This is a genomic window from Winogradskyella psychrotolerans RS-3 (assembly GCF_000427335.1).
Classification (GTDB): domain Bacteria; phylum Bacteroidota; class Bacteroidia; order Flavobacteriales; family Flavobacteriaceae; genus Winogradskyella; species Winogradskyella psychrotolerans.
Genome location: NZ_ATMR01000089.1, coordinates 148,621 through 157,028, shown reverse-complemented (window position 1 = coordinate 157,028; position 8,408 = coordinate 148,621). Strand labels below are relative to the sequence as shown.

Genomic DNA, 8,408 nt, shown 5'->3' with positions numbered 1-8,408 from the left:
AAAAGCGATTTTCAATTAAGAAAATCGCTTTTTTGTGTTTTGTAGATAAGACTATTGTCCCATTATTTCTTGCATTTTTTCTTGCATCAATTCTTGATCCTGTAAAGCGTCCCATCCAAAAGTATTAATTGCCCAAACGTAAAATAGAACCATTAGTATACTTAAAACGACACCAATAATTCCCATTATTTTTCCAGCTTTTACATTTCCAAAACCTGAATAGCTTTCAGGTGCTTCCATGTATAACTTAGTGGCTTTACCTCCAAGAATAATTGCTACGATTCCGAAAATTAATCCAGGTAAACCGTAACAACAGCAGCCAATAATTGATAAGATTCCCATGATTAGGACTAAGGTGCCATTTGGTATTTGTTGTTTCTCCATTGTGTTAATTGTTTTAGTTGTTTTAGTTGGTTAAAAAGGTTTTTATGATAAAACTTATTACAATAATACTAATATTTAAGATAAAAAGACCTAAAATTATTTTGTGACCATTTTTAAATTGAAATTTAAGATGCAATAAGAGGAAAGAAAATAGGACAATAAGTGAATAGATTGCCGGATACATATAAAAAGCAGCAATGAAATCTCCACTTAAAATTAATGAAATAGAGCGCTGCATCCCGCAACCCATACAGTCGATATTAAACGTTTGTTTCCATAGGCATGGTAACATATAATCATCGAGTCCTTTTGCGAATATTAACATACCGCTAAAGTAACAATTTGCTAAATACTTTTGTTATTGCTATTACTATTTTTCTAAAACGTATTTTTGTGCCTGCTTTAAATATTTGAATGATGAACATATCTAGACTTATAAATTTTATCTGTATTGTGGTCGGTGGAGCAGTCGCTTTTTATGCACAAGCACAACAAGAACAAAACCCCTATATCTTAATGGGGGGTATTGTATTATTGATTTTTGGTATTTATAGAACGTCTAGAAATATACCGAGCAAATTTGATAAAGAAGAATCTTTTATAAAAACAGAAAGAGAAGATGAAGTTTAAAGTTGGTGATACCGTAGAAACGATTGATGACGCTATTTATGGAGTCATCACAAAAATTTCAGGAGATATGATTTCGGTTGAGGACTCCGATGGTTTTGTTTTTCAGTTTGAAGCCAGAGAACTCATGTTAATGGCTTCTGGTAATAGTTTAGAAAATGCAGTTTATAATACAGATTTTGAAGCTGTAAAAAAAGAGAAGGAATCTAAAAAACGAAAGTCAGAACCTACAGTAAAGCCAAAAGAGCGTCATGCTCCTAAGTTTGAAGTGGATTTACATATTCACCATTTAACAAAATCATCTCGAAGCATGTCAAATTACGATATGCTAAACCTTCAATTAGATACGGCTAGAGGTCAGCTCGAATTCGCCATGCGAAAACGTATTCCTAAAATTGTTTTTATACATGGAGTAGGAGAAGGCGTTTTACGACAAGAATTAGAAACCCTTTTTGGCCGTTATAACAATGTGAAGTTTTATGATGCCGATTACAAAACTTATGGTTTAGGAGCCACAGAAGTTAGGATCCTTCAAAATATTGAACCTTAATCGTCTTCAGGATCAAAGTCTTCTATAACCGTGGTTAATGTACCAAGGTTAATTTCTGTAGATCTGAATATCGTTAAATCTGTATCTTTTATAATAAAATTAGTTGTTACTGTTCTTGTATATGTGTTCTCAAAAGCATCATAATCTTCAAAGTCATAGGTTGTATCTTCCAAAGGATTTAAATAAAGCAGTACTAAAATACCATTAACAGCTATACGGTCATCTCCAGGGCCATTTAAACCATTAGCGTCTTCTAAACGTGTAAGTACCCCATCTCCATCGTCATCAGTGTCTAAATAATTTGGGATACCATCTCCATCAGTATCTAATGGATTGGTTAAAGGATCATCATCTCCATCTTCGTCTAATTCGTCAAGTTCATTTTTTGTTAATACATTATCACCATCATCATCGATATCGAGATAATCTGGTATACCATCTCCGTCTGTATCTTGTGGGTTTTCTATACCGCCTGGGCCGTATTCAGAAATACTTGGTACTCCATCATTATCATCATCTACAATGGTAGACGTTATATATACGTCGCCAGAACCCGCTTCGTAGTCTTCTCGGATGGTTAAATTAGAGGGAGGGACTACAGCGCAAATATCACTAGCACTTAATTCTCTATTGTAGGTTCTATATATGAAACGAATTGTTTCTTCGTTAATCGTTAATTCTGCAGGTACGTCTACTGTGGTCGCTGATGTAAATAGCGCATCATTAGTGGTAGACTTAGGGAAGATTAAAATAAGTGCTTCATTCGGATCATCTCTTGTATCATAAACAAGATGGTAATCTTCAAAATTATCACATTGGGCCAAAATTTCATCAAACTCTAAATCTACAGTTAAGATATCACCATCATCGCAGGTGGTTAAAAAAGCAAAACAACATAGGATAAAAAAACGACGGATCATAGATTCAATTTTTAACAAAAATAACGGATTTGTAAAATTATAACGCTCCATTATCTAAATAATTTTATTTACAATATTTTTGCAAGACGAAATAAGCATGTTCAAAATTTTATCATTCAAGGAAATGATGAATCGCCAACCACATGTGTCCATAAACCCACAATACATATCAACACATGAATTCAGTATATTTAGATAACGCAGCCACTACCGCTTTACGACCAGAAGTTGTTGAACGCATTACAAAAGTATTAAACGAGAGTTATGGCAATGCCTCATCCACGCACAGTTTTGGTCGTTCATCAAAAGCGCTTTTAGAACAATGTAGAAAAAATATAGCCTCTTATTTTAATGTTTCGGCTTCAGAGATTGTTTTTACATCTGGAGGCACAGAAGCTGATAATTTGGCGATGCGAAGTGCGGTAAGAGATTTAGGTGTTACAGATATTATTACAACCAAAATCGAGCATCATGCCGTTTTGCATACAGCAGAACAACTACAAAAAGAATACAACATAGATATTCAGTATGTAAATTTAGACGATTGCGGTGTCGTAGATTATCTGCATTTAGAGCAGCTATTACAATCTACAAATAAGCCACTCGTAAGCTTAATGCATATTAATAATGAAATTGGTAATATTTTAGATATTGAAAAAGTAGCCCAACTTTGTAAAACTCATAATGCCTTATTTCATTCGGATATGGTACAATCTGTTGGGCATTATAAAATAAATTTAAAAGAAATCCCTATAGATTTTATGGCAGCAAGTGCGCATAAGTTTCATGGACCAAAAGGAGTAGGGTTTTGTTTTATCCGAAAAGAATCGGGTTTAAAACCGTTGATTTTTGGAGGAGAACAAGAGCGCGGTTATAGAGCTGGTACAGAAGCTACGCACAATATTGTAGGTATGGACGAAGCCTTGAAGATAGCGTATGCTAATCTTGATGAAGATAAAAAATACATTTCGGGATTAAAAGACTATTTCATTCAGCAACTAAAAACACATTTACCTGACGCGAGTTTTAATGGTAATTGCGAAACTGTTGAAAATAGTACATACACGTTGGTTAATGTCTGTTTACCAATTGCACCTGCAAAAGCTCCGATGCTACAGTTTCAACTCGATTTAAAAGGGATAGCGTGTTCAAAAGGAAGTGCTTGCCAAAGTGGAAGTAGTCAACAATCGCATGTGTTATCTGCAATATTAACTGATGAAAAATTAAAACAACCTTCTGTACGGTTCTCTTTTAGTATTTATAACACTAAAGAAGAGTTAGACCATGTGGTTACTGTTTTAAAGGAATTTGTTAGTGCTAGCTAAATTTAGGCTCAATAAATTCGTTTAGTAATTTTGAAATCTAATAGGACTAATTCTTAATAATTACCTTTTGAGATTTAGCTGTAGTGTTTGCCTGAGAAGTAACATTCACAACATATACACCATTGCTTAAACGTAACGTAGATAAATTATAGTTATCTTCGATAGCATCGACATTTAGTTGAATGATACGTTTGCCAGTAACGTCGTAAACCTCAATGCTCTTAATATCTAAACCATTAGGATTTTGTACTGAAAGTTGATGTTGCTTATTGTCTTGGTTTATTGTTAATGCGGTTGTATCAAATTCTTCAATATTTAAGACTTGATTGGTAAATACAATAGTAAAACGATCCGTGTAATTGCCTGGCTCTATATTTAGTTCGTAATCTAAATGTCTTAAATTAACATAGGTGTCGGAGTCATTATCATGAATGTAAATGCCTTGGGAATCATCGAAATTCTGAATATCGAAGATTCTAAAACGCAGCGGCTGTTGTTGCTCTATATCAATAGCTAAAGGAATAACCAGGGCTTCTTCAAAAGGAAACGCTTGACCAGAATACACCTTGTCATCTAAAGAAAAATAGGCATCTGAGTTGTAGCTTTCTGTACGGATTAATTCTAACCCATAATCAAATCCGGCAGTTGCAGAATCATGAAAATTCAAAACCAATTGTCTTGTGTATTGTGATGCATCATCAATAAAATCGACATTAATTCTAAAGCGCTTATAATCTTCAGGTATAATAGAAAGTCCATTGTCTTGATATTGAATTCCTGTGTTTGCATTTGTATTAGTATTATTGTCATTACTATTTCTAAAGAAATAACTCTCACCATCAGATTCTTTTGCAAACGCACGATGTGAATTTCTTGTATATACCGTTGCAGGAACACTAGGTGTGCCTGCGCTACCTTCAACCATAAAACCTTGTCCAATTGGTATGTAGCGCGAAGCTTGTTTTGTTCCAGTACCTCCAGGTCCAGGAGGCAAAGAAAACACGTTGTCTTGCTCGTCGTATGTAAGGAAAACAGCAGGAGTGTTAGTAATTATTGCTCCAAATTCATCAATTGTAAATAAAGAATAGCCACCTATGTAATCTTGTAATACATGAGAGGACACGTTACCATCTTGCTCCCAATATTGTATTGTACCATTAATCGTTGCTTGGTTATCTGTATCATGAATAAACGCAGCAGAGTCCATAGCACTAGGATATGGATTGCCGACTAAAGTATTTAAGCCTGTGGCAACATCATTGGTAATAGTACCATTATTTGGTTTGCCTCTAAAATCATACACTTGACTTTCGGTATCACTTGTACCATTACCTTTCATTGTAAACCCAAGACCTGGTTTAATATTTCCGGTAGCACCTACAAAAACCCAATCGAGATATTGATCAGATGTTTGATACGTCCATAACCAACGTTGGGCTATAGATAATGGGCTAGAACTACCGTCGTAACCTCCAACAAATGCAGCATCCGCACTAGATGTTAAGCCAAAAGGGTCGCCTATTGACGGAATTCCCGTAGCATCATCAATTAAATTAACGCGTGCATCTTCATTTCCAAAAGCGGCAGAATTATTTCCAACAGGTGAGCACCAATAATTATAACTCCATTGGTTTACGGTGCCTGTTTGATAAACACTTAATTGACCAACACCAGAATTACCAGTAGCTCCATCTCCTTGAAGAAGCTGAGCTTCGTCTCTTAGATATAGTTTAGAATCTGCGTCATCAATGTTAACATCGTCAGTAACATAAACATATTGATTTTTTACAAAAATATAGGCGTCATTTTGAACACTAAGTTGGGCAAAAGATATGGAGGAGCAAAGTAGTAGTAATGAATAGAGGGATAGTTTCATAATTCTTAAATTTTGAACTAAAGTTTAGAGAGAGTAAAGTATCTAAATAAATTTAGCTAGTCAAAATTAGTTATATAAAATGGTCTCGCTTTGCTGAATTCATCCAAAAGCATACTCATTTCGTTCTAAAACAGGACTATAATCTAAAAACGAGCAGACAATCTTACGTTAAAGACACGTGGTGTTAAATAATTTGGAATTGCATATTGTTGCTTGCTATAAACATCTCTAACCCAAGTATTGGTAATAGAGTTTTGGTTGTTAAACATGTTATAGATTTCAAAACCGATAGACAATTCTCTAAATGATTCTTTCCATTTAGAATTGTATGTTTTTTCAGGATTAACTATTTCGTATGAAATTCCTAAATCGGCACGTCTATAATCACGTAGTCTCAATTGGTAATTATAAGGATCTGCATAACTTGGAGAACCACCAGGAACACCTGTATTATACACTAAATTTAAATACATTTTTAAATCTGGCATGTTAGGTACATAATCCTGAAACAACGCACCAAACTTTAAACGCTGATCTGTTGGTCTTGCAATATAACCACGGTTATCAATATTTTCTTCGGTTTTTAAATAACCAAAACTAAACCACGATTCTGTTCCTGGTACAAATTCGCCATTAAGTCTTAAATCCAAACCATAAGCATAAGCTTTTGCATTGTTATCTGCGCTGTAGCGAATTCTAACATTCTCTAATGTATAAGGATTAACATCAGTCATCCCTTTGTAATACCCTTCAGTAACCAATTTAAATGGTCGGTCCCAAATTTCAAAACTATATTCGTTTCCTAAAACCACATGAAACGATTTTTGTGCTTTTACGTTGGGATTTACGACACCTTCAGAATCTCTCAACTCTCTATAAAAAGGAGGTTGGTAATACAAACCTGCCGCAACTCTAAAGAGCATGTCTTTTTCCCAATTAGGTTTAATAGCAAACTGTCCTCTTGGACTAATAACGGTCTGTGTTTTATTATCTGTAATGCCATCCCCACTGACATTCCAAGTATGTGTTCTAACCCCAGCGTTATAAAAGACGTCGTTGCCATTCCAATCTGTACGTTTGCTGTATTGCAAAAAAGCTTGGAATCTATTAATCTGTATGCGATTTGTTGCTCTAGTATCTTCAAATGCAACTAACGGTCCGGAAAAAGGACTGTAGGGTTGTGGATTGGTTTGGCTAAATATTGGAGGTCTAATTGAAAAACCAGCAGAATCAATAACTTCATATTCTACCAAGCGGTCTCTAATATCTTCATTGGTGTATTTTACAGACCATTCTACAGTGCTTTCGTCGTCAATTTTATAATCACCTCTATGCTCGGCATTAATTATAAAAGCATCTAAATCGTTACGTGCATGCGTTAATTGCGAACCAATTCCTTCACTGAATTCTACGTCTCCTAAATTTTCATCTCCAATATTTGTGTTGACTTCCCCTAAACGGTATTGTGCTAAGATGTCGAAATATTCTTGTTCTGTGGTATGATAAGCGGAAGCAACGAGTTTAAGTGTTAAATCATCACTAGCAAAATAATTAGCTTTAAAAGCACCAAAATAAGTTTGGTATTGGTCTTTTTCTTGACCATCATAAAACACTAATAGAGCCACCGGATCTTGTAAGGTTCCAAAATTAGTTTGTCTGTTTTCGGGTTGAAAGTTGTATTTGTTTGAAGAGATATTCCCTAAAAAGTTTAAATGAAATTTACTAGAAAAACGGTAGGTTAAATACGTTTGTGCATCTGCAAAGACAGGTTCTACATTGCCTTCAGTTTCAAGACTATTTAGTAACAAACTATTATCTCTATAGCGTACACCTGCTATTCCTGAAAATTTACCATCTTTTGAAACGGTTTCGGCAGTAAGACTTCCTCCGAGTAAACTTAAATCTGCACGTATACCAAAGTCAACAGGGTTTCTATAAGTAATATCTAAAACAGATGATAATTTATCTCCATACTTCGCTTGAAAACCGCCAGCCGAAAAATCAACATTATGAACCATGTCTGTATTTACAAAACTTAAGCCTTCCTGGTTTCCAGAACGAATTAAAAACGGTCTATACACTTCAATTTCGTTAACGTAAACTAGGTTTTCATCAAAATTTCCACCACGTACAGAGTATTGTGTACTTAATTCATTAGAAATATTAACTCCAGGTAATGTTTTTAAAATGTTCTCAACTCCAGGTTGTGCTCCTTTGATAGTTCTAATCATTTGTGGTGAAATGGAGGTGACTCCATCAACCGATTGTCTGGTGTTTGTATTAATAATTACGGTTGCGATTTGCTCAACTTCAATTAACATTACAGGATTGTATTCAATCTCCTGTCCGTTTTTTAGATTGAATTTTTGTTCTACGCGCTTGTGAGAAACGTGAGTAAACATTACGGTGACTTCAACTCCAAAAGGAATTTTAAGTTCGTAAAAGCCGTTGTTGTTGGTTGCAGTTCCTTCTCCTGTACTCGTCGTAATATTAACACCTTCAATAGGTACATGACCTTCATCTAATATAACACCTCTAATAATTGCAGATTGCGAAAACGAAAGCAAACTAAACAGTAAGCTTATTAAGACTATAAAATGTAAGCGTTTCAAATGGTTTTAATTTTTTTAGTTAAGTTGAAATTAGAGTTTATATTTCAATCTTATATATTATGGTTGTTATTATATTTTACTTTGTCCTAAAAAAAACACCCCTAATGAGCTACG

Annotated in this window: 8 protein-coding genes; 3 read left to right on the top strand and 5 right to left on the bottom strand. The window is 34.6% G+C overall.

Annotated features, from left to right (window positions below; translation table 11 throughout):
- Positions 1-51: 51 nt before the first annotated feature.
- Positions 52-384, bottom strand: coding sequence for a CCC motif membrane protein (locus ADIWIN_RS06615; RefSeq protein ID WP_020897956.1), 333 nt, complete (start codon positions 382-384; stop codon positions 52-54).
- Between the two features lie 22 nt (positions 385-406).
- Positions 407-622 (bottom strand): DUF2752 domain-containing protein, encoded by a 216-nt coding sequence (locus ADIWIN_RS06610; RefSeq protein WP_438874655.1) that lies wholly within the window; start codon positions 620-622, stop codon positions 407-409.
- A 179-nt stretch (positions 623-801) separates the two neighbouring features.
- Here ADIWIN_RS06610 and ADIWIN_RS06605 point away from each other — a divergent pair, with 179 nt between their 5' ends.
- On the top strand, positions 802-1,014 hold the full coding sequence (locus ADIWIN_RS06605) for a hypothetical protein (protein WP_020897954.1): 213 nt from the start codon (positions 802-804) through the stop codon (positions 1,012-1,014).
- The gene (locus ADIWIN_RS06600; protein WP_020897953.1) at positions 1,004-1,561 is read left to right on the top strand and encodes a DUF8465 domain-containing protein; all 558 of its coding nucleotides are present in this window, start codon (positions 1,004-1,006) and stop codon (positions 1,559-1,561) included. The genes ADIWIN_RS06605 and ADIWIN_RS06600 overlap by 11 nt, the downstream gene beginning before the upstream one ends.
- Here the strand turns inward: ADIWIN_RS06600 and ADIWIN_RS20825 are convergent.
- Complete coding sequence (locus tag ADIWIN_RS20825; RefSeq protein ID WP_051155425.1) at positions 1,558-2,532, bottom strand: hypothetical protein; 975 nt, start codon at positions 2,530-2,532, stop codon at positions 1,558-1,560. The genes ADIWIN_RS06600 and ADIWIN_RS20825 overlap by 4 nt on opposite strands.
- A gap of 125 nt (positions 2,533-2,657) precedes the next feature.
- Between ADIWIN_RS20825 and ADIWIN_RS06590 the strand changes: the two genes are divergently transcribed.
- Positions 2,658-3,806 carry a cysteine desulfurase family protein gene (locus ADIWIN_RS06590; RefSeq protein ID WP_020897951.1) on the top strand — a complete coding sequence of 383 codons (1,149 nt, stop codon included), beginning with the start codon at positions 2,658-2,660 and terminating at the stop codon, positions 3,804-3,806.
- 46 nt (positions 3,807-3,852) lie between these two features.
- Here the strand turns inward: ADIWIN_RS06590 and ADIWIN_RS06585 are convergent, their stop codons facing one another.
- Together ADIWIN_RS06585 and ADIWIN_RS06580 are read right to left on the bottom strand one after the other, a co-directional pair.
- A complete protein-coding gene (locus tag ADIWIN_RS06585; protein ID WP_020897950.1) occupies positions 3,853-5,682 on the bottom strand; it encodes a DUF8693 domain-containing protein in 1,830 nt (609 codons plus the stop codon).
- 143 nt (positions 5,683-5,825) lie between these two features.
- Complete coding sequence (locus tag ADIWIN_RS06580; RefSeq protein WP_040756668.1) at positions 5,826-8,294, bottom strand: TonB-dependent receptor; 2,469 nt, start codon at positions 8,292-8,294, stop codon at positions 5,826-5,828.
- Positions 8,295-8,408 lie beyond the last annotated feature (114 nt).